The organism is Bacillus cereus group sp. BfR-BA-01350 (assembly GCF_022663775.1).
Classification (GTDB): Bacteria; Bacillota; Bacilli; order Bacillales; family Bacillaceae_G; genus Bacillus_A; species Bacillus_A paranthracis.
In genome coordinates this window covers 671,344-694,668 of the sequence record NZ_JAKUGD010000001.1, presented here as the reverse complement: position 1 = coordinate 694,668, position 23,325 = coordinate 671,344, and the positions used below count along the sequence as shown (strand labels likewise).

Genomic DNA, 23,325 nt, shown 5'->3' with positions numbered 1-23,325 from the left:
TGATAAAATTTTTATAACATTATTAATTGTTTAGATTGTTACATTCCATTTTCCTTCCTTTCATTCAAATTTTTTATATTTGATGCGACTTTTTTTGCATCCTGCTTCATTCTTTCGTACAATAGAAAAGGAAAGGTGTGAAAAATATGGTAAATAAAAATGTGGAAGATTATCTCCAAGAAGGCATTTACGGCCAAAAGCAAAACAAACCAGAAGAACGTAATATGTATTTAACTACATTACGTGAGCGTGTAGAAATCGCTTTAACTATCGGTCAAGTAATGCAAAGTAATGTATATTCTGAAGTAGCTAGTAGCATGCGCTCTTCTCAATCATTACAAATATTCCTAAATGGTGGCATTGCTTACCCACATTTATCAAAATACATTAAATTAGCGAACGAAAAAAATGTTCCTTTTACAATTGTTCAAAATAAAGGTACAGAAACACCAATCGGTTTAGTATTATCTCATAGCACTGCTGTCGACAAAGAACAAATTTATGTAGAAGATGCTATTTTCAAACAAGAAATGAAGTAAAAGGTACACTTGATTAAATGAAATCATTCTAAGAAACGCCAAATAAACAAAAAAAACGAGTATGGAATCGTAAACATTTCCTACTCGTTTTTTTGCGATGTTTAAGTTCTAGTTCCTTTATTTTTTAATACACACTAATTTCATTTCTGTCATTTCTTCGATTGCATATTTAATTCCTTCACGCCCCGTACCACTTTCTTTCACACCCCCGTAAGGCATATGGTCTACTCTGAACGTTGGAATATCATTTATCATGACACCACCAACTTCAAGCTCATCAATTGCACGCATAGCTTTAAACAAATTATTTGTAAATACACCTGCCTGTAGACCGTAACGTGAATGATTTACTTGCTCTATAGCCTCATCAAATTCTTTAAATGTATTTACTGTCATAAGTGGACCGAATACTTCTTGGCACTGTACAGATACATGCTCTGGAACATTCGTTAATACAGTTGGTTCAAAAATCCTTTCATCACGTTTGTTACCACCATACAAAACGTTCGCTCCTTCTTTAACTGCTTCTTGCACCCAGTTATCGATACGCTCGACATCTTTTTTCGAAATTAAAGCCGATACATCCGTTTCCTCCATCAGCGGATCACCAACAACAACTGTTTCCATCGCTTTCTGTAACTTAGATAAAAATTCATCTATTCTCTCTTCATGTACAAAAACGCGTTGTACGGAAATACAAACTTGTCCATTATTAACAAATGCTCCCCATTTTACACGTTCAATTAATTCATCTGTTAATTCTACATCTTCATCAATAATAACTGCAGCATTTGATCCTAGCTCTAACGTAACTCGCTTTAACCCAGCCTTTGCCTTAATTCCAATTCCAACTTTCGGACTTCCTGTAAAAGTAATGGAAGCAACATCATCATTTGTAACTATTGCTTCGCCTACAGTTGAACCAGGACCAGAAATAATATTTAAAGCCCCTTTTGGCAATCCTGCTTCTTCAAATAGTTCAACTAATGCATAAGATGATAGAGGCGTTTGATCAGCTGGTTTTAATACAACTGTATTTCCAGCAGCAATTGCAGGGCCCACTTTATGTGCCACTAAATTTAATGGAAAATTAAATGGTGTAATCGCCCCTATAACCCCAATCGGTTTTCGTATTGTGTATGCAATGCGCCCATCTGCACCAGGTGCTGCATCAAGTGGCAGTGTCTCACCGTATATACGCTTCGCTTCTTCAGCTGCAAATTTGTATGTCTGAACGGTACGATCTACTTCTCCCCTTGCAGCACGTATTGGTTTTGCAGCCTCTTTTGCAATAATCTCTGCAAATTCTTCTCTTCTTTCATCCATTTTTTGTGCGACTTTCTCTAAAATAGTCGCACGATCATATGCAGATAACGCATTCATTTCTGTCATTGCACTTTTTGCAGCAATAACAGCCTCTTTTACATCTTCTTCCGTTCCTTGCGCGATTTCCGCTAATGTTTCTTCAGAATATGGTGCATATAATGGTTTATACGTATTTACAGACTTCCAATCTCCATTTATATATAAATGCTTTTTCATAATTCTTCTCCTTTCAAATATATGTATACAACAATACTTCACCTAGTGAAAGGTCTGACTTATGTCATTGTAACATAGCCCTTATTCTGCCAAAAACATTATGCTCAAAAAAACTCTGCCATCTAGCAGAGTCTACGAACTAATTTGTTCTTGTAATGAAATTTGTTGTTCATCTTCTAAAATAACAATTGATTCTACAGTTTTTGTAACTTCTAGTCTCTTTATATAGTGTCCATCTAATTCTTTTACGCAAAACTTATAATTTTCGATTTCAATGAAATCCTCTTCAGCAATTTCTATATTCTTCGTTAAAATCCATCCACCTATTGTGTCAACACCATTATCATCAATCGTTAAACCTAATAACGTATTTACTTCACTAACAAGTACTTTTCCCTCTAGTATTGTTTTTGTTTCACTAACTTGTTGAATTTCTGGCTGTTCATCTGTATCAAACTCATCTTGAATATCTCCAACTATTTCTTCTAAAATGTCTTCAACAGTAACAAGTCCAGACGTACCACCATATTCATCTATCAATATAGCAATATGTGTTCTTTCTTTTTGCATTTTTAAAAATAAGTCGTGTATTGGGATGGAGTCGATAACTAAAATAATCGGCCTAATATATTGCTCTACTTTCTTATTACTAACCGCATTATGCTGCACAAAATCTGTGAAAATATCTTTAAAATTCACAAAGCCTATTACGTGATCTTTGTCGCCATCAACAACTGGATATCTCGTATATTTTTCCCGAGACATTTTTTGCAACGCTTCTTCAGCAGGCATTTCTTTACTTATAATATGCATCTCAGTTCGGGGTACCATTATCTCTTTTGCTATACGATCATCAAATTCAAAGATTTTATTTACATATTTATATTCAGACTGATTAATCTCTCCATTTTTGTAACTTTCTGAAACTAATAACCGTAATTCTTCTTCTGAATGAACTTCATCGTGCCCTTTCGGTGGTTTCAGCCCTAGCAACTTCGTAATTATTCGGGCTGATCCATTTAATAGCCAAATAAATGGAAACGCCATACGATAAAAGAAAGTTAACGGTTTAGCAACAAATAAACTCACCTGTTCAGCTTTTTGAATCGCAAATGTTTTTGGAGCCAATTCCCCTATTACAACATGTAAAAATGTAATAAACAAAAACACTAAAATTACAGCAAAAATATCTGCTAGTTGAGTAGAAATGTTCAAATTCACAAAAAATGTGTCAAACATTTGCTTTAACGCAGGTTTACCGAACCACCCAATTCCCAGTGCTGTAACTGTTATTCCTAGCTGACAAGCAGATAAATATTCGTCTAAGTTTGTAATGACTGTTTTGACAGATGTTGCGCGATTATTTCCTTCTGCAATTAAATAGTCAATTCTTGAACTTCGCACTTTAACAATTGCAAATTCTGCTGCAACGAAAAATGCCGTTAAGGCAATTAAAACAATCACTATACTTATACTATATATGTCCAAATACTTTTCCTTACTTACATTGTAAGCAAGGAAGCCACCTCCTACTTAATTTTATTCAAGTGAAGTAAGCATTCTAATACTCTAACAAAATTCTACATTAGCAACCACCTTTTTATATATTATATGCATACATAAAAAAGATATTTATCATTATGATAATCTAATTCATTTCCCTCAGTCAAATGATTCTAAATTTTAAGATAAAAACTTTTATATTCACGATATATTCTTCCTAGCTTCATTTCGTGAAAAAACACTTTCTTTGCCGATTCCACACTTCTTTTGTCACACTGGAAGGGAACTTACTTCATAGATCGAAATCATTCAACAGGATATATATAGGAGGGATTATTTTGGAATATAAAACACCATTTATCGCAAAAAAATTAGGTGTTAGCCCAAAGGCTGTTGTCCGGATTGCACAACAATTAAATCTTACTATAGAAAAAAATAAATATGGTCACTTTATTTTTACACAAGATGATTTAGACCAAATGTTAGAATACCATCTTTCACAAATAGAGAAGTCCCAAAACACTCACCCTACTCAAAAAACATCATCAAATGATGTTGAAGAATTGAAAACTCAAGTAAATACAATTGTTCAAAACATATCATCACATGATTTTGAGCAATTAACCGCTCAATTAAACACAATTACGAGAAGACTAGATCGAATGGAAGAACAAATGCAAGATAAGGCAAATGATGTTGTTACGTACCAACTTTTACAACATCGCCGTGAAATGGAGGAAATGTTAGAGCGAATTCAAAAACTAGAAGCTACCCTCAAGAAAGAAGAACCAATCTATATTACTCCCGATACAAAGCCAATATATGAACGTGAAAAGAAACCGAAGCGCCGTAAAATGATTTTTAGTATATTTGGATTATAATTTTTAGACCCTTATTAAAATAATAAGGGTCTTTTTCATGAAGAATGATTTCATTTTAAAATCGCATTCTCTTTATTATACATATTCATTTCGTTTTATTTGGTTAACATAATATTCTTACTGTATTCTGCGATTAATGCCTGTGCATGGGCATTTCCTTGAATTACATCTCGAAATTCTTTTAAAGAATACAAATGCGTAGCCCCTTTTCGGGCATGAATTCGTACTGGTACACCTTGTAAAGTATCATGAAATTGAAATGGCTTATCTATCGGTTCAATTGGGAAACCGAGTGTTAATAAATACATATACATTCTTTTTGTAACCGCTGCGATATACCATTCTGCTTTTGTTTCTAATGCATGCATAAATAAAATAGCTGTTAGTCTTTTGAAGTGCCCTCTCCCACGAGACGTTTTCGCAATACTTAACTTGCCTATTTCATATACATTTTGCAAATCTTTCACTAAATCATTTTTAGAAAACGGATAGAAAAACTCAGAATTTGATTGTTCTGGTACCGTATACTTCATACATTCTACTGTACCGATATGATGTTCATCTTCTATTAATAAAAATCGTGATGGATTTAAATTACGTTCTACGAACATTAAGTTTCTTTCTTCACAAAAATCTCCCCACAGTTGCTCGAACCAAAAATGTTCTTCCTTTGTTTGAACACGCTGGAACATATTTCCCCGCCTTTCCCATCGCCGCTCTGTTTTTGATAACGCTTTCACTATCTATCATATAAGAACAAATCTTCGTATGCAACTAAAAATATTTATGACTTATTATATTCTGCAAAACGAATTAAATTCCATCTTAATCGTCTTTTATCCCTCATGTACGGTTCTTCTAACAACATATTTATATTACTACCAAATTCATACCGTATGGAACTTTATTCCACACTGCATATAATTCTTCTTAATCTAAAAAAATCCTTTATAAAAAAGGATTTCTTTTACTTCTTCATGCTTTTTAACCACTTCTCAAAAATTTGTACCATTCCATGTTTCCCCGCTAATTTCTCTTCTCCTTGTTTCGTTTTATATGGATATAATTGCAAAAAAACACCGCATCCAGACTCAATTTTTTTACTATGCATATGACTTCCTGGGTATACACAAATGACTTCATAAATGGCCCTTCGATGATAGATTCGCTTTCCATCCTGTTCTTCTACAAATTTTATAGACCAGTACTTATACATTTGCTCAGTTGCTTTCGTATTCCCAACATGTTGAAAAATATTGTACATTGGGCTATACTTCACTTCAATAATAATAGAAGATTGATATACGTATTTCTCTTCCTCCTTTACATAACAGTCTAATCGAATATCTGGCTTCTTCGTGTCTTCTCCATTATAAAAATTACTCCCTTTACTTAATGCAATAAGAGGATGTGTTTCAATTAAATCATTAAATGCGACATGGACTTTCATATCCTCTCGATGTAAAACTACTGTCGTTCCATCTTGTAATCCATCTACATAAAAATGTTCTTGTATTTGTTCACGAATGGAATTTCTAGCTTCAAAACCAATTTGCTCTAACATGGAAATAACGATAAAAAAAGCGTAATATTCATACACTAAAAAAGTTGGTTTATAAACAAATAATAAAGATGGAGATTGATCTGTATATTGTGGAAGTAAATCTAAATGCTGTAGTAATTGTTGATGTGGTATCGGTAAATTATACGAATTCATCTTACCCGTTTCAGAAACTTCTCTCCAAAATGGAGAATGCATTAAAGTTTGAAAGTATTGTACACTATCATGTACAAAATGCGCTAAAATTTTATATTCTTGTATCTTCATAGAACTTTTTCGTAAATCCGCCTCTTTTAGTAAATGTATATTTTTATATTTTTGTTTCTCTCTATCGGTCACTGATCCATTACGCTCAATTGTTTGTATAATCGTTTTTACAGCTTGAAATTCTTCTGATTTCTTCTTTTTTTCTCTTTCTAATATTTCAATTGTTTGACACAAAAAATTTTCCGCTTCAAGTAAATAGAGATAAAATTGCATCGCTTTAAATTTAAGAAATGCATTTTCCATACTATTTTTTTGTTCAATAAACTTACGATTATAATATTTTGCATACGGTTTTCTTTCCGCTACTACCGCTCCTTTCCTCGTTGCTTTCCGCTCCTTTTCTTCCCATTTATATTCATGTATAAATTTTGAACTTGATTCTATTTTCTTAAAAATTCGCTTTATCTTTTTCATTTTTTGCGGCAACTTTCTAAGTAACACTAAATAAGAAGAATCTTCAATATCGCTAAGTGCAGAGAAAGTCTTTTTATAATAACCTCTATCTAAAATCAACTCATTTAAAATCGACTTCACATAGTTTTGAATCATTTCAAATTGATCATCAAAAAAATTTTTGGGGACGACTTGAAAAGCGCCATAATACGTTCGCTCTTCTATATTCACTTCAAAATGATATAAACCACAACGCCATGGATAAAAGAATTCCGTTTTTCCATGTTCATATATTAATACCTTTTGTTTTTGGTCATTTATTTCATATTTTGTCTCTTTTATATTCTTCTGTCCCTCATAGACTTTATTCCATATAAAAGTAATATTCATTGGATTTTCATAATGGTATTGCAATCTAATTGGTTTTAATTCTTGCACTTTATAAATACATTGAGCTAATGCTGTTGCAGAGGTACAAAGACGATTTAATAAAATATATTCTCCTTTTGACTCCGTTCCAATAATTAACTTTAATACAAAAGGAAGCGTTTCTTTCGTATCAACGATTTCTGTTTCGTATCGCCCATCATTTTGCATAACCATACAACTCCAGTTCTCTACGCTTTTCTCTTATATATGCTAAAGAGTGTTCAAATGTAGATACTCTGTTTGCAAGTGGAGATTGCAAAAGAGGTACTAATGTTGCCCCCCTTTTTACTTCCTCTGAAAGTAAAGACCCAACCATCATTTCAGTCCCTCTTATTTTCGTCAATACACGTTGCTTTATTTGTAAATCAAATCCTTCCTCTCTACTAATCATATAAGAATGATTATTTTGGAACGGTATATTTTGCAAATAAGTAGCAATTGCATTTGCACATCGAAAAGAAATTCCCTTTGACGTATCGTGTGATGACAATACACCATGTAACTTATCTAATAGCTCTAACTCTTCTTCAGAAAACACCTCAATCATCGTTTTATTCCTGACCCAATTTATGCGAAATTCTCCTGCAGTTACTTTCAGAGGTGGTTGTAATACAACTTTCTCTTGCTCCATACACATCTCACAAAACGGAATCTTTCGTAAAGTTATTACATTCGTCCGATCTAATAATCGATCTGAGAGCTCCTTCGTTGTTTCATCAAAATTCACAGTACCAACAAATATAATATTTTCTCCAATTTCAATTGTTGGCGGAATTGAATTTTCTTTTTCTTGCAAACCTTCATATAAATTTAAAATACGATTTTGTTTTTCAAGTTGAAGAACAGATAGAAATGGAGTAAACCAATGCTCAATATGTGACATATTCATTTCATCAAAAACGATTATATACAGCTGATTTTGATTTTCTTTTGCCTTCATTAACGCCCTAACTAATTTTGTTTCACTTTCAATAAAAGTACCATTTGGATGAAGGTAACCAAGTAAATCATGTGGTTCTTGATATGATGGTGAAATCGGGATCCAAACCAATTCTTCCCCGTATTGTAATCCAAGTGCTTCTGCATAAGCTTGCACAAAACGGGATTTTCCAGCACCTGGTATCCCCCCCAGAATCGTCAACATATTTGTTTTTGTACTTATATGAAAGTTATAAATATCTGTTTCATCCAAATATAGCCCTTTATTACGTACAAAACTTTTCACATACTGTAAAAAGACGGATTCACGCTCATCCCATTCCCATTCATCCTTTTGCACTTTTATTTCCTCTACCTCTACAAGCTTACCTTCTTCAGTTATTCGTTTTTTTAATTGCTCATACACATGATTACTTACAAAATATAATTGATCTTCTACCGCTATTTCTACATACTTCATCCAATCATTAAGTTCTATATACTTACATTCCCGCTGCTGTTCAAAATATGCGATTGAACTAATTGACGATGACTTTAAAGATATATTTCCATATAACCTTCCCTCATGCCACAATAACTCAGGAGGCTCAAAGTCTTTCGGATATTTTGGCATTAGAAATGACAAATAACCATTATTAAGTTTTCTTTCTAAAGACTCTCCCTTTTTATAATCGGAAACTTTAGGTACTGGAATCATTTTATAACCGTTTGCTATTTCTCGCGCTTCTTCTGTACAAATTAACTCCACGTATATATGTCCTCTTTCATAATAGAGACGAAACATAATCAATTGCTTTTCTAGTTTTCTTTTCTTTAATTCCGAAAAGACTTTTTCATTCTTTTTATTGCTACATAAACCTTCAAATACATATGGTTCATTTTTCAATTGCTCTTGCAATGTGAATGGTATTGGCGATAGGCATTGTACAAAGAAATTCTCTCCACTCTTCTCACTCTCTGCTTTTGTAAACTTCCCAATAAACCTCATATAGTACATTCGTTTTATAAAACTTGGCTGAAGAGCTTTATGTAATTTCACCTTCGTCACCTTCTTTTTTTCATACTATTCTTAGTGTATGAAAGAAACGCAAAACTAGAAACAAAAAACCTGACGTTATCCGCCAGGTTCAAAATGAAATCGTATATTAATGAGATGGAAATGCGTTTTTCTCTTGTAAGATGGCATTATGAGCAATTTTCATTTTAGCAAGTACATATCGTAAACGATCTTCAGCGTTTTCATCTTTATGTTGCTGTAATTCCGCCAAATTCTCTACCGCACTCGCTAAATTTTCAATCACTCCTCGCAGTTCAGGATGATGATTAAAAAAAGATTCTTGCACTAACACTTTCCTTACTTCACTCGCTAAATCAACAATTCTCGTCAACTGTTCTTTTCCTTCCATTTTCATCCCTCCTGAATATCTTATGTATTAAATATTCTATAAACAAAGAAAAAAGCCCTTTAAATGAAAAGGACTTTTACATTTTTATATTTCCAGTCAATAACATATAAAGAGATGTAACAGCTGCTACAACAATTGCCCACATTACATATCTCTCTATACGAGTAAAACAACGATTTCCTTTTTCTTTTCTTGCGTACACATAAACAATGATCCCAATTCCGTATACGATTGAAACGAGCAATAAATTCTTCAAACCAGCTGCATAAATAAGCCATACAGAGTAAAGTGAAGCAATTAAAGCTAGCGAACCATTTTTGACTTTTGCATCTTTTAGTTCATTTGTAATCACTAATTTGAATTGGAATAACGCTGATAATAAATATGGTACTAAAATTGATGTTGACGCTATGAAATACATAATTTGATATGTTGACTCTGAAAACAGAACGATTATAAATATAACTTGGGCAACGCCATTTGAGATCCATAATGCCATATGCGGCGTTTGTTTTTTATTTGTTTTCGTAAAGACTTTCGGAAACACACCATCTTTTCCTGCTACATGGGAAATTTCAGAAACAAGTAAAAACCAACCTATTAATGTACCTACAAGTGAAGCAACTAACCCGATGTTAATCGCTACTGCGCCCCACGTCCCAACAACATGTTCTAATACATGTCCCATTGACGGCGTTTCTAAAACAGAAAGCTCTCCTCTTGTCATCGCTCCCATTGACAAGACAGAAATTAAAATATAAATAGACATTACTAAAATAAGTCCTAATACTGTCGCTTTACCGACGTCTCGACTATTTTTCGCTCTTCCAGATAATACTACCGCTCCTTCAACCCCGATGAAAACCCAAAGAGTTACAAGCATTGTATTCTTCACTTGACCAAGTATAGAGGAAACTGAAATAGTTCCTTCTCCCCAAAAATCATGTGTAAATGTATCCCAGCGAAACGCTGTTACCATTACAACAATAAATAATACGATTGGAACCAATTTCCCTATTGTTGCAATCACATTCATAATAGATGCTTCACGAATGCCAAATAAAATTAGAAAATGAAGTGTCCATAATAAAAGTGATGCTCCTACGATAGACGCAACACTATTTCCACCTTTAAAAATGGGGAAGAAATAACCTAATGTACTAAACAGTAACATGATTGTTGCAACGTTTCCTAAAATTCCTGCTAACCAGTATCCCCAAGCACTGTTAAATCCGATATATTCACCGAAACCAGCACGTGCATAACTATAAATCCCGCCCTCAAGCTCTGGTTTCTTTCTTGCTAACGTTTGATATACGAGCGCGAGTGGAATCATTCCCATCGCTGTAATACACCAGCCAATTATGATAGAGCCGCTATTTGCTCCTACTGCTAAATCATGCGGTAAACTAAAAACACCGCCACCAACCATTGTTCCGACTACTAATGCAATTAATGGAAAAAATCCTAACTTCTTTTCTATTTGTACCACCCCATCTGTCATTCTAGGTGTTATGTTCGTTCAACTATTAAAGTCACCTTTTTCTCTAATAGACGCTTCTCTTATATTTTTTCAGGAAAACATTACTTATTCTAAAAGAAAATGAAGAAAAATGGAATACTTTTTTGAAAAAATGTATAAGTATGCACAAAAAAAACCGTTCATTTTATAATGAACGGTCATTTCATACATATGAATTTGTATATTTTTTGTAAATTTAACGAAGTAAATTCTCTTTTTGTAAAAATTGTTTTGCGACTTCTTCACCACTTTTACCATTCACATTTACTTCATAATTCATTTTTCGCATTTCTTCATCTGTAATTTTTCCAGATAATTTATTTAATACTTTTTCAAGTTCAGGATATTTTTGTAATGTCTCTTTTCTTAATAACGGTGCACCTTGATATGGTGGGAATAACCCTTTATCATCTTTTAACACTTTAAGTCCGTACTGTTCCAATTCACTATCTGTTGAATATGCATCGATTACATTAACATCCCCTGATTGAATTGCACTGTAACGTAATTTCGGTTCCATCGTTTTCACATTTGAAAATTTATAGTTATATATTTTTTGCATTCCTTTATAACCGTCTTCACGATCAGCAAATTCTAATGTGAACCCTACTTTAGCATCCTGTGCAATATTTCCTAAATCAGAAATTGTACTTATATTCTTTTGATCTGCTATTTTTTTCGGCATAGCTAGTGCATATGTATTGTTATACTCCATTGGTTTCAACATAACCATACTATATTTCTTTTCCATTCCAACTCGAGCCTGCTCATATACTTCATCCCGATTTGTACTTTTTGGCTCTTCTTTCACGAATGTAGATAAAGCTGTTCCCGAAAACTCAGGGTATATATCTACTTCCCCTGATTTCAATGCTTCGAATACAAATGATGTTTTTCCAAGACCTGGTTTTAATTGTACATGTAAATCGGTATCTTGTTCAATAAGCTGCTTATACATTTGAATTAAAATTTCAGGTTCTGATCCAAGTTTACCCGCAATAACAATATCTTTCTTTTCTGTATTCCAAAGAAATGGAGAAGCAACCATTATACAAACAATACATATCGTCAATATAACACGCTTAGACGAACGTTTTGGACTCTCAAGTACCCGAAGTACTATATCAAAGAATAAAGCAAGTAACGCGGCTGGTACGGCCCCTAAAATGATAAGCGCATGATCATTCCGATCGATACCAAGCAATATGAGTTTACCAAGCCCACCAGCACCTATAAGAGCTGCTAATGTAGCCGTTCCAACAATTAATACCATTGCCGTACGAATACCGGCCATAATAATTGGTAATGCAAGAGGAAGCTCTACCTTCCACAGTCTTCTCCAACTATTCATCCCCATAGCTTTCGCTGCTTCGATTAAAGATTCATCTAACTCCCGTATTCCTGTATATGTATTGCGTAAAATAGGTAATAGTGCATACACAACTAATGCGATAATCGCTGGAAGTTTTCCGATTCCTACTAACGGAATTAATAGTCCGAGCAATGCAAGTGATGGCACTGTCTGCATTACTGCAGAAGTTCCTATTATAAATTCAGCCATTCGCTCTTTTCTCGTTAATAAAATGCCAAGCGGTACCGCAATAATTACTGCAAAAAATAATGAAATAAGCGATATTTGTAAATGCTCACTTAATGCAGTTAGTAATTCTATTTTTCGTTCTTGAAACGTCTGTATAAAATTAGTCACTGTTTAGCCTCTTTCCTTCATTTGTTCAACGATATAATTGACAATATGACGACTTGTTAAAGCTCCAACATATCGACCATTTTCTTCAACTGGAACGACTTCATCAGCTCGCAGGCGAACTAATGCTTCTTGTAAAGAAGAATGTAATGATAGTGCCTCCCCTTCTATCCGCATACTTTCATCAAGTGGCAATACATCTTCAATACTTTTCCCCTCATACCAAGGTCTTCCACGATTCCCAATGAATTCTTCTACAAATTCATTTTTCGGGTTATGTATAATTCCTTCTGGCGTATCTAATTGAACAACTTTTCCTTCTTTCATAACACAAATGCGATCTCCAAGTGATAATGCTTCTTGCATATCATGTGTTACGAATACAATTGTTTTTTGAATCTTCTTTTGCAATTGTACGATATCCTTCTGAAGTTGCTCTCTACTTAACGGATCTAACGCACTAAATGGTTCATCCATAAGAACGATTTTCGGATTTGCGGCTAATGCCCGTACGACACCAATACGCTGCTTTTGCCCACCTGATAATTCATCAGGCATGCGATCGCGATATACATCTGGATCTAGCCCGACCATCTGGAGCAACTCATCGACACGAGCTTTTATTTTTTCTTTGCTCCACTTTCTCATTTCAGGAACAACTGCAACATTTTCAGCAATTGTCATATGAGGGAACAAAGCGATTTGCTGCAACACGTACCCTATATCCCAGCGTAATTCATTAATATTGTATTCTTGAATATCTTTTCCATCGATTAAAATTGAGCCTTCTGTCGTTTCAATTAAACGATTCATCATCTTCATTGTCGTTGTTTTCCCGCAACCACTCGGACCAATGAGAACAAAAAATTCTCCTTTTTTAATTTCTAAATGCAATGAATCCACTGCTTTTGTGCCATCTTCATATGATTTTGACACTTGATTAAACTGAATCACAAATACAACTCCTTTATCGTTGTTTCCTTTATTTTGATGGAATATGGAATTCATTTCAAATGATACGCATTATTCAACAAAAAAGAGCTCACATTTGAGCTCTAACGGTCTAACAATATTGTTTTCATTATAGCGGCATATTCACGCACATACATTTTTCTCTTAGAGCGCATTGGCGTTTCAGCAGCTAGTGCCTCCATCCTCATGCCTAAACGCTTTGCAATTATTTTCGTTCTATATAAATGATACGTATTGCTTACAACTACCGCATGTTTCACATCATATAAATCTATACTAAACTTTAAATTCTCATACGTATTTGTAGATTGATCTTCTATTAAAATACGACTCTCATCTATACCATGTACCATTAAATAGTTCCTCATACTATGAGCTTCCGGTATATCTTCATCTTCTCCTTGACCGCCTGAAACAATTACTTTCGCTTCAGGATGAGAAACTAAATATTCCAATGCTACATCCAAACGGTTTTGAAGAGATAAAGACGGTCTATCTCCAAATAACTTTGCACCTAATATAAGAACGTACGGAGAGTGATGGCTCAACTTTTCACGAGCAACTTTCTTCATTCGAAAGGTCATATAAAGGATGTATAGTGGTGGTAATAATAAGATTATAAGTAATATCCATTTGTTCATATATACGTTTGCACTCCCTTTCTTTTTAATTATATAGAAAAAGATAGGAAGGCAGAAGTATTTTTTATCCCGCTTTAATGGGCAGTAAGACCCCCACCTCAAAATTCAGCGAAAGCAAAAAAGTTAAGTGGGGATCGGGCTGCCCATTAAAGCCCGATTGGTGAGGGCTGATAATCAGTGGGATGGAAAAAAACCTACTGATTATTAGTTTCACTTTATATGATTGATTTATTAGAAACGTTCGTTCTTACTTTACGCTGTGAAAGTACATAATAGATAGCGATTCCTAATGAAAAGATCAATATGCAGCTTAATACGTAAAAAGGAAGCATTACCCCAGCTTTAGATACACCAGCTGTAAACAGCATTAATAATACAATTCTTATTCCTGTACCAATTAATCGAAATAAGCTGTCAACACGTCCCATTACTTCGTTTGGGATTTCCTCCATCATCAATACATTTCTCGCCACTCTTGTCCCCGCATTTCCAATCGCATGAAAAATCGCTAGTCCATATAACAACATTATGGAAGGTTCAATAATCATTGCGGTAATTGAAATTACATAAATGCACATCGTCATAACGATTGAAACTTCTGTTTTGACATATTTCATTATGAGTGGAATACAGATTCCTGCAACAACAGCTCCAACACCGTACATCATTCCCTCTATCGCGTATACAGAGGCATTAGCTTTAAGTATATCCGAAATATAAACTGGTATTAAATAATTTGCCATCATGACACCTATAAACGGCATATAAGTAGCAAGTAAGAACCAAAAGAGCTTAGGACAGTTTTTCATAAAGTGAATTCCTTCGAACAATTGCTTCTTAAATGTTATTTTCTTTTTAATCTCTTTTTTCTTGACATACGGTATACATAAAAATAGCAATAATGCTCCTGCAAAAGTTAACATATCTACTAACAATATCCACTTCAAAGACACAACTTCAATTAGGAAGCTCGCGGCTGCTCCTGAAATAACTTGTGTTAACTGTCCTTGTATTTCCATCGTTCCACTTAAACTTTTATAATGTTCTGCTTGAAAAATTTCTTGGTTGAACGCAAAAATTGTAGGATAAAATAATAGATAGTAAAAAGAGCCTGCTATATAAATAAGAATATAATGAATAGAATGATAGGATTGCCCAGCAAATCCCCATATAACCATTATTCCGATTACGGCTATCCCAATACCTTCATTGCATAATAATAAAGATTTTCTTGAAAAACGATCAATACTTTGCCCGATAAACGGAGTTAACAAAAACATAATCAGTGTTGAGATGATGGAAACATAACCAAACGTTGTCTCTCCTCCACTCTCTTTAATTAACAACCATGGAATCGTTATCATTACAATACCGGAACCAATAGCTGATAGACTATTGGCCCCTAGAATGAAATACAAGCGTGAATCTTTATAAAGAGATGACATATCACTCAACCCCTAGTTGCTTTTTCACCTCTTTATATACGCTCATATATGCTTTCAATTCTTTAACTAAATCATGAATTAATGGTTTTGCATCTTCACCCAGTTCACCGTCTTGTACATGAAGTCCATCAAGCACAACTTGTTTTGGGATGGCATTGGCGTATACCCCTCTAGCAACAGTACGCATACTGTTTAATGCGTTAATTCCACCTTTACCGCCTCCTGCAACTGCAAGTAATGCGACAGGTTTATGAACAAATTCACTACTACTTAAGTAATCTAGCGAATTTTTCAACGCCCCACTCATTGCATTATGATATTCAGGTGTACATAGCACTACGCCGTCTGCATTTTTCACTAACGCCTTTAATTTTTTCACCGCTTCTAATTCACGTTGTGATTCTTCCCCATTATATAAAGGTAGTTCTTCTACTGCTAAATCGAATAACTCCCCTTCAAATTGGTCAGCAATATATTTTGCCACCACGCGAGTTCTACCAAATTTTCTTGGTGTACCGTTAATAACAACTAGTTTCATGATTATTTCTCCCCTTTGTTTTCAATTTCTACTTATATATTATCAGAAATTTCTATACAAAACACAATATAAAAAGTTAACTTGTTTCATAAAATAGTATGATAAACAAAAAAGAACTCATACTTTCGTATGAGTTTCGTACAATTACTTTGTTTCATCTCTCATGCTCAATATACCTAAACTTTCATTTGCTTTAAAATGGTTATATGCTTTTTCCGCTAATCTTTTCCGTTCTTCTGGTAATTCTATATATTTCATTACGTTTTCAATTATTTTTTCATACGGAGTAAATACAATACCCGGCCAATCTATTTCGTCCTCTGGGTTGCTATTTTCCGAAATAATAAATTTCTTATTTGCCACTGCATAAGAAACTCGAGGAGTTTCAAGAATACCAGATAAGTAAAAGTGGATATTTAATATAATTTTAGACCTAGCAATTAACTCATTTCTAACAATTCCCCATGCATTATTTTTAAAAACAATATTTAAATTCGGGGCAACGACTTTTAATTGATCCAATATAGCTTGCCGTCTTGGGTTAAGAGCACCTATAAACAGTATATCAATGTCTTCAATTAATTCTTCATCAAATGCATCTTTTTTTATTTCTAAAGTTGGTGCATAGTTCATGCCTACATGTTTTATTTCTTTTCCTACTCCTCTTTGTTTTAACCATTCTATATTTTGTTTACTATAATCCCAAATTTCCTCATCTTTTAATAACATTAAATAAAGAGGATGCGCATAAGGGCTTCCTTCATATAGCTGTTCTAAATTATAAATAATTGCATTTTTCGGAAGGAGATGTGGGCTATGTGCATATGTATGCGCTCCAAAAACAATTGTATTCCCCACATTTTCGAGTATTGTTTCTGATATGATTGCTGTATTTCCCTCTTGCTCCAATCGCCATTTCAAAGCTCGCGCAACATCTATAAAACTACCATACGTCTTTGGGCATATAAACAAACAATAATCATATTCTTTATTCAAATAAGCTTCCATTAGCCTTAAATTATTCTTATATAAATCTACATCCGGATATTTCAGTAAAAGATCCTTTGCATGTTTTTTTGCTACTTTATATAGTCCAGCATAATAAGCAGCAATGCACCTTCTTAATTCAATTCTTTGCTGATGTTCATCTGATACGTCCATGTTTAACAGAAGATTTGCGATACAATACGCCTTTAAATGATCACGATCATAATAATAATCTAGTAGTGGCAACAATTCTTCATACGTATTTCCATGCACAGATTCTCCTAGTTCTAGCGCCCATCGTATTAATTCCATTATTACTCCACTACTCCTTTAACCGAAATTGTATTTAATAAAATTTCGCATTACTTTCTACCATATTTGCTATATGCAACGGTAACTCATCTTTTTTCGATTCCAAAAATTTTTGTGACACTGCACCTAAATGTTTTTTATGTGGTATATAAAAAGCACTTATAGAAATCTCATAGTCAAATAAGTAATCATATACATGATAATCTACAAATAGAAGATCATTTTTTGGAAAAGGAACTTCCTTCCCTTGCAGAGCATACATCAAAGCAATGTTATTTTGAGATTTTAATCGATACATTCTTGCAAGTTGATATAACGGCTCAGCCCTAGTTGGTCTATATTCCCACGCTTTTTGAAAATAAAGAACAGCTAATGCTGTAAATTGCTCTTCTTGTTTCTTAGCATTTTCTTTTTCATCCGCTTCTGTTACTTCAAGTTGTTTATTTGCTGAACGAGTTGCTAATTGTTCATAACAAAATCCTATTCGCAATAACGAATAGAATACCTCTTCAGCCCATCCCCCTGCTTCCACTCGTTTTTTATACCATTTAATCGAATCTTCAAATTGACTTAAATGAAAATACGTTTGGGCTAAATAAAATAAATATCTTATATGCAAATCTGGCGTAGTTTCTGGATCACTCAGCCCTTGTAACAACAGCCTCTCATCTCTTTCAAATTTATCCGCTTTACTCCCACCATCACCAGGGTCATTAACGACAAGCGTCTCCAGCCTAGCTACTCTCGTATTGTAATTCTCTCCAACTTTGGAACGATCTATATCCCAATACTCATGAGTAACACCGACTGATTTCCATGGTAAAGACGCTTTTAAAAGCCGTGTAAGCCAATACTTAATATGAATATCATATTGTAATGTAAGATAATGATCTTCCGTTAAGTTCGTTTTATCGAAATTCGGATCAACCTCTAAAATCATATCCGCATCTAATATTAATAAATAATCTGCTTCTGGGTATGTTTTTTGCGCTAACGAAACAGCTAGGCTTCTGTTATAACCAAAGTTTTTAAACGGCTCATGATGAACCGTCCCAGGTATCTCATTTTCCTTACACCAATTTTCAATAATTTCAGGCGTATTATCCGTCGATCCAGTATCACAAATAGAAACAAAATCTACAATTGATTTCGTAGCATTTAAACATCTTTCCATAATTCTAGACTCGTTTTTAACAATCATACAAAGACATAACTTTTTTTCTTTCTTTACAGACTTCACTTGCTCATTTCCCATTTAACCACCTCATATTTTATTAACACGCTCTTTTCATATGTAACATCATTTCTTAGCTACACTGATGACATAACCATCCTTTTACTATTTATGAAAACTTCATTTTATTTATTCTTATTTTTATGTTGGGACATATTTCATGCAGCGCTTTATACTTAATACAATCAATACAAAAAACATAATGCGGGAATCCGTACATTTCAAAGTCTAAGAGGAGGTTATATTTTGTTGGATTACATTTGGCTAGATGACAAATCGCCAATTTTAGAACAACTACCATGCACCTTTAAATCTGCAGCTATATTACTACACCCTTTTGTCCAAATGCCTTTAGGATGGGAAAAGTCTGTGAGAAAAAGATCATATGAGCACATCTATCCTAGCGCTGAAGAAATCATTCATAATGGGAAATCCGTTTCTTGGAAGGAAATGATGTCTTATAGTGGATTACATTCATACGCAGAATTAGCAATGGCCATGTTGACTTCCATTGGTGCTTTTACAGAAGAATATAAAAGAGAGGATTTAGCTGAAAAACTACATTCAAACTTAAAAGAAGATCTTTATTATCCAACAGAAGATTATACGTCTATATTTTTATTACATAAATTACTTAAACTCCTCGGTTCTAAAGGTGCAAAAAATTTATATTTCTCTGAACCAATTCTTGATATAAACGGATTATTAGAGGTAGATAATACTACTCCATTAGATATTTGGGACATTAGCAATAATGAGTTAATTATTACTGGCGAAGCCAATGAGTATGCATTTATGAGTATATTTGATTCCTTTACAACCTTATTATTAGCTAAAGAAGAAAATATAGAATATATTGTTCAATCAATGAACGTTGAAGCTGTCATTTGTGACAAAAAAACGATGATTGATTGGTATTTTTAAATTAGTAATTTCTTAAACTATAAAAAAGAAACTTGCGCTTATGCACAAGTTTCTTTTCAAAAACATCCTTATTTTTTCACAACTTCATGTCCACCGAACTAATTACGTAATGCTGAAACTACTTTTCCATGGAATGTATCATCTTCCTGAGAACGATAGCGCATAAATAATGACATAGCGATAACTGGTGCTGCAGCTTGCAGTTCAAGTGCAGTTTCAACAGTCCATTTTCCTTCTCCTGAAGAGTTCATTACACCTTTAATGCCATCTAGTTTCGGATCTTCTGCAAATGCTTTTTCAGTTAAGTCCATTAACCAACCACGGATAATGGATCCGTTCGGTAAAGTTACATAATATCCGTTTCGAAACAAACTCTTTTTCTAGTTTTTGAGTAACTTGTTCTTTAGCTTAATAGGTATGTGGTTTGTTGTACAAACTCAATATTTTTAGTAAGATTTCGTAAGGTGTTAGGGGACAAAAAGTTTTAAATTTCGTGAGCAAATTGTAGTAATAGATTAGATCAAAAAACGCCATCCTTTCCTATGATTCTATAGAAAGAATAGCGTATTTTTTCATTTTAGGTAGAATTTTATTTTGTTAACTTGATGATACTGCGCTTCTATCCCACATCGTCTCTAATTTGAAAACATTTATTCCATTTAATAATTCTTTAATGAAAATAACCTAACTGACATATTCAAACAACTCTATTGACACTTAACACTACACTTCATTAAGGTACATTATTCTAAATTTATTGATGTAGTTGAGATGGACTCACTTTTTGAATTTGAACAAGTATATCAAACGCTTTACCTAATGATATATCAACTGTTTTTGGTATATCAGGCCCTTCGGTAGTTACTCCAGCGAAAATTGGATGTTGTTCGTTCAACCAATTTTTTGTCACGCCGTTCGCCTTACGTAAATCAATAAAAAATTGATCTTTTTTAACTTGTCCAAAGATATAGTTATAACTGTTTGGATCATCCGATTTTAATATTCCATATGGGCCAAATTCACCATCGCTATTCTTGACATTGTATTGTCCTTCATAAACTGACGTTCCAATAGATACGTACCGTTTTCCATAATACTCTGCTAAATACTGCCCAGCTACTTTAGGATATACAAAAGGAAGCATATTTGTTTTCGAAACGTGGCCATTATGCCCCCATACAATAGTTTTTCCTAAATGTTCTTCAGTCCACTTCGCATTTTCATACATTGCAATATCATGTTTCAAAAATAAATCAGATGGTTTATCAGGAGGTGACGTTAACATAGTAGTAAACTGTTCAATAATACGGGCATTTTGTTTTATCCATGCGAACTCTTTAGATTTCCCATTTAAATAACTTTTATTTTCCTCTAATACAGCACTAATTTGTTTAGCATCTGAAATATACTTTTCTTTTTCTTCTTTCGTAAGGCTTTCAAAAGTATTCATATCCTTTGTTACAGGAATAAGACCTTTTATCTTCTCTTCTATCCTCGGCACAAGTTTTGAATTGGTTCTTTTAACATATTCTATTATATTATTATAAACATTCTCGTTTACTGATTGAATGTCCATCCCGATGATACGTACTTTAGATTTATGTTTTGGATTAGCATTATATTGCCGAATCCAATCAAGTAAATCTAACATTTCTTTCGTCTTAAATACAGGTGATAGATGCTGGCTTGGATTTCCCTCACCAGTAAGAACATATCGATCAAGTTCTAAAGCTCTGTCCCACCCCTCTTCTAAAACTAGGTTGGTAAAGCCCTTTTCAGATACTAAATAATTCACAATACGGTTTTTCATCGTAAAAACTTCATGAGCCCCATGCGTGGCTTCACCTAAACCTACAATTGAAGCTGAACCCACCATATTCTTAAATGGTTTTAAATCATTAAAAGGTGTATTTGGATTGGTTGTTTTTAAAGGCTTCGCGTGCATTTCTAACCATTCCGCTATTTGATTTTTATTGTAGGGAGCTGTAACAGAAACTCCTATTTTCGAGTCTGCATAAGTACTTCCTACAAAATTAGTCAGTATTATAGCAGAAACACCAAGTGCAGTAATCATTTTCTTTTTCATAAAACCCTCCTGAAATATTTACTTAAAACGATAGCGTTCTTTTATACTTAATTACGAGTATTAAATTTTTTAGAGCAAGTTGTTTTTTGCACCAAAATGATATATTTTAAACTATAAACCTATGACAAAACTTATCCATTTCGCCTTTTTGCCTACTTCCTAAATTCAGCAAGTAAAATATTTTTAAATGGATCAGGACTATCAGCTTTAAGACTATTCAAATTGACGGCCAATGTATGCTTGCCTCCAAGTGTGCCACCAGCAAAAGTGGTAAACCCTAGAACCTTACCCTGGTGTCCCCATATTGAGACACCATTTGGAAGCTTAGTTTCATAGATTCCAAGACCATATCCGGTTCCTTCTCTATCTGTAGAAACTGTAGTAAGCATTTGTTTTAGTTGCTGTTCCTTCAGCAATTTACCACTGAGTAAGTATGAGAAGAATTTATTTAAATCGTCAGCATTAGAAATCATATCTCCATCCGAGCTACCTGGGTTAATATACGTAACGTCTTTTAGCTCACTTGCTCCGTCTAGTTGGATATAGCCACGGGCATGCTTGGTGCCTGGAATCACGCTTGAATTACCAGGTAGGAATGTATTGGACAAATCCAGCGGTTCAATAATTCGATTTTCAATCTCTTCCGCATAGCTGTTTCCAGTTACTTTTTCAATAAGGATTCCTAGTATTACGTATCCTGTGTTTGAATAAGACCAACCCTTTCCTGGGGCAAATTCTGGGGGAAGTGAAATCCCCATCTTTACAAATTCTTCAGCCGTATACGATTTTTTTGTATCCATAATATCAAAGTCTTTTGAATTTATATAGTCAGCAATACCACTTGTATGATTCAATATTTGCCGGATTGTAATCTGGTTACCATCATATCCGTTTCCTTGAATGACACCAGGCAACCATTTTTCAATGGAGTCATCTAGATTCAAACGGTTCTCTCCAGATAATTGAAGTAGAACTGTTGCAATGAACGTTTTCGTCACACTGCCAATACGAAAGCGAAAATCTGCTTTCATTGGTTTCTTTGTTCTCACATCTGCTAACCCAGCGGTATAACTCCAAGTTTTACCACCCTTAGAAATGTTAGCGAGTATTCCCGGGTATCCAAGTTGTAGTGCATCCCGTATTGCTTTCTTAACGGAAGTACGATCGCTTTGCATACTTGTTTGTAACGAACTAGATACATTTTGCGTAGGTTCTGCTTTTACAATTGAGGCTGGTGTTATGTATAACAGGGAACTTCCAGCTATTAAAAGTGATAGACTTGCACATGTAATTTTACTGCATGTTTTCATAAAGCATCCTCTTCTCTATTTAAATTGTATTGATGGTTGATAGGTATGTCATATACTAACCACACAGCTATCAACTCTCCCAATGATAAAAGTCAACACTGAATTTGCAATCATCTATAGATCAATTATTTCTACAAGCAACCCTCTGACCTAATAAATGATTAATCCCTCTTCTTCAGATGTTTGTTA

Annotated in this window: 18 protein-coding genes and 2 pseudogenes; 3 read left to right on the top strand and 17 right to left on the bottom strand. The window is 33.9% G+C overall.

Annotation, left to right across the window (positions count from 1 at the left end; all coding sequences use genetic code 11):
* The first annotated feature begins 146 nt into the window (after window positions 1-146).
* Entirely contained in the window at window positions 147-539 is a 393-nt protein-coding gene (locus MR147_RS03490) for a YueI family protein (protein ID WP_000247572.1), read from the top strand.
* Window positions 540-656: 117 nt separating this feature from the next.
* On the opposite strand, the gene MR147_RS03485 is transcribed toward MR147_RS03490, so the two are convergent.
* Together MR147_RS03485 and MR147_RS03480 are read right to left on the bottom strand one after the other, a co-directional pair.
* Window positions 657-2,081, bottom strand: a complete 1,425-nt coding sequence (locus MR147_RS03485) for an aldehyde dehydrogenase family protein (RefSeq protein ID WP_074610384.1) — start codon at window positions 2,079-2,081, stop codon at window positions 657-659.
* Window positions 2,082-2,213: 132 nt separating this feature from the next.
* Entirely contained in the window at window positions 2,214-3,569 is a 1,356-nt protein-coding gene (locus MR147_RS03480) for a hemolysin family protein (protein ID WP_048556973.1), read from the bottom strand.
* Window positions 3,570-3,922: 353 nt separating this feature from the next.
* Here MR147_RS03480 and racA point away from each other — a divergent pair, with 353 nt between their 5' ends.
* Window positions 3,923-4,465: a chromosome-anchoring protein RacA gene (gene racA, locus MR147_RS03475; protein WP_000456007.1), complete on the top strand. Its 543-nt coding sequence runs from the start codon at window positions 3,923-3,925 to the stop codon at window positions 4,463-4,465.
* A 95-nt stretch (window positions 4,466-4,560) separates the two neighbouring features.
* On the opposite strand, the gene MR147_RS03470 is transcribed toward racA, so the two are convergent.
* From MR147_RS03470 to MR147_RS03415, 12 genes are all read right to left on the bottom strand, one after another.
* Window positions 4,561-5,157 carry a hypothetical protein gene (locus tag MR147_RS03470; protein ID WP_000487805.1) on the bottom strand — a complete coding sequence of 199 codons (597 nt, stop codon included), beginning with the start codon at window positions 5,155-5,157 and terminating at the stop codon, window positions 4,561-4,563.
* 275 nt (window positions 5,158-5,432) lie between these two features.
* Window positions 5,433-7,283, bottom strand: a complete 1,851-nt coding sequence (locus MR147_RS03465) for a hypothetical protein (RefSeq protein WP_074610382.1) — start codon at window positions 7,281-7,283, stop codon at window positions 5,433-5,435.
* Complete coding sequence (locus MR147_RS03460) at window positions 7,273-9,093, bottom strand: AAA family ATPase (protein WP_139302905.1); 1,821 nt, start codon at window positions 9,091-9,093, stop codon at window positions 7,273-7,275. Before MR147_RS03460 ends, MR147_RS03465 begins: the two co-directional genes overlap by 11 nt.
* A gap of 106 nt (window positions 9,094-9,199) precedes the next feature.
* Window positions 9,200-9,460 (bottom strand): LemA domain protein, encoded by a 261-nt coding sequence (locus tag MR147_RS03455; RefSeq protein WP_074610378.1) that lies wholly within the window; start codon window positions 9,458-9,460, stop codon window positions 9,200-9,202.
* A 76-nt stretch (window positions 9,461-9,536) separates the two neighbouring features.
* Window positions 9,537-10,964: an arginine-ornithine antiporter gene (gene arcD, locus MR147_RS03450; protein WP_000129464.1), complete on the bottom strand. Its 1,428-nt coding sequence runs from the start codon at window positions 10,962-10,964 to the stop codon at window positions 9,537-9,539.
* Between the two features lie 214 nt (window positions 10,965-11,178).
* Window positions 11,179-12,690 (bottom strand): ABC transporter permease/substrate-binding protein, encoded by a 1,512-nt coding sequence (locus MR147_RS03445; protein WP_074607770.1) that lies wholly within the window; start codon window positions 12,688-12,690, stop codon window positions 11,179-11,181.
* A 3-nt stretch (window positions 12,691-12,693) separates the two neighbouring features.
* Window positions 12,694-13,641, bottom strand: coding sequence for an ABC transporter ATP-binding protein (locus MR147_RS03440; RefSeq protein WP_074607771.1), 948 nt, complete (start codon window positions 13,639-13,641; stop codon window positions 12,694-12,696).
* Between the two features lie 101 nt (window positions 13,642-13,742).
* On the bottom strand, window positions 13,743-14,300 hold the full coding sequence (locus MR147_RS03435; RefSeq protein ID WP_001045793.1) for a YdcF family protein: 558 nt from the start codon (window positions 14,298-14,300) through the stop codon (window positions 13,743-13,745).
* A gap of 215 nt (window positions 14,301-14,515) precedes the next feature.
* Complete coding sequence (locus MR147_RS03430) at window positions 14,516-15,745, bottom strand: MFS transporter (RefSeq protein WP_242303658.1); 1,230 nt, start codon at window positions 15,743-15,745, stop codon at window positions 14,516-14,518.
* Between the two features lies 1 nt (window position 15,746).
* Complete coding sequence (locus MR147_RS03425) at window positions 15,747-16,283, bottom strand: NADPH-dependent FMN reductase (protein WP_074607773.1); 537 nt, start codon at window positions 16,281-16,283, stop codon at window positions 15,747-15,749.
* A 144-nt stretch (window positions 16,284-16,427) separates the two neighbouring features.
* Complete coding sequence (locus MR147_RS03420) at window positions 16,428-17,582, bottom strand: CgeB family protein (RefSeq protein WP_074607774.1); 1,155 nt, start codon at window positions 17,580-17,582, stop codon at window positions 16,428-16,430.
* A gap of 34 nt (window positions 17,583-17,616) precedes the next feature.
* Complete coding sequence (locus tag MR147_RS03415) at window positions 17,617-18,837, bottom strand: tetratricopeptide repeat-containing glycosyltransferase (RefSeq protein WP_074607776.1); 1,221 nt, start codon at window positions 18,835-18,837, stop codon at window positions 17,617-17,619.
* Between the two features lie 139 nt (window positions 18,838-18,976).
* On the opposite strand from MR147_RS03415, the pseudogene MR147_RS03410 reads away from it, so the two are divergent.
* A pseudogene (locus MR147_RS03410) lies at window positions 18,977-19,740 on the top strand (DUF2711 family protein).
* Window positions 19,741-19,838: 98 nt separating this feature from the next.
* Here MR147_RS03410 and MR147_RS03405 read toward each other — a convergent pair.
* The 3 genes and pseudogenes from MR147_RS03405 to MR147_RS03395 form a co-directional block, all read right to left on the bottom strand.
* A pseudogene (locus MR147_RS03405) lies at window positions 19,839-20,078 on the bottom strand (hypothetical protein); the annotation flags it as partial.
* Window positions 20,079-20,494: 416 nt separating this feature from the next.
* Window positions 20,495-21,826, bottom strand: a complete 1,332-nt coding sequence (locus MR147_RS03400; RefSeq protein ID WP_242303657.1) for an erythromycin esterase family protein — start codon at window positions 21,824-21,826, stop codon at window positions 20,495-20,497.
* A 152-nt stretch (window positions 21,827-21,978) separates the two neighbouring features.
* Entirely contained in the window at window positions 21,979-23,136 is a 1,158-nt protein-coding gene (locus MR147_RS03395) for a serine hydrolase domain-containing protein (RefSeq protein ID WP_242303656.1), read from the bottom strand.
* Between the last annotated feature and the right edge of the window lie 189 nt (window positions 23,137-23,325).